The 440-nt window shown below is 59.3% G+C and carries 1 pseudogene; it reads left to right on the forward strand.

Annotated features, from left to right (window positions below):
- Positions 1 to 426 (forward strand): annotated as a pseudogene (locus ACYP5B_RS46045) (isocitrate lyase); the annotation flags it as partial.
- Positions 427 to 440 lie beyond the last annotated feature (14 nt).

The following is a 440-nucleotide window of genomic DNA, read 5'->3' on the forward strand; positions in this document are numbered from 1 at the left end:
AATTTCCGCCAGCAGGTGTATGACGCGATGAAGGCCGCGGGCAAGGATGTGTCGGCATACGAGCGCACCCAGCTGATGAGCGTGGAATACGATCAGACCGAACTGGCGAAGCTCGCCGACGAAAAGATCCGGACCTTCCAGGCCGACGCGTCGCGCGAAGCAGGTATCTTCCACCATCTGATTACGCTGCCGACCTACCACACCGCCGCACTGTCGACCGACAACCTGGCCAAGGAGTACTTCGGCGACCAGGGCATGCTGGGTTATGTGGCTGGCGTGCAGCGCAAGGAAATCCGTCAGGGCATCGCCTGCGTCAAGCACCAGAACATGTCCGGCTCGGACATCGGCGACGACCACAAGGAGTATTTCAGCGGCGAAGCAGCCCTGAAAGCGGCAGGTAAAGACAACACCATGAACCAGTTCTGATACCAGTAGTACGC

It is taken from the genome of Cupriavidus sp. 8B, from assembly GCF_054589115.1.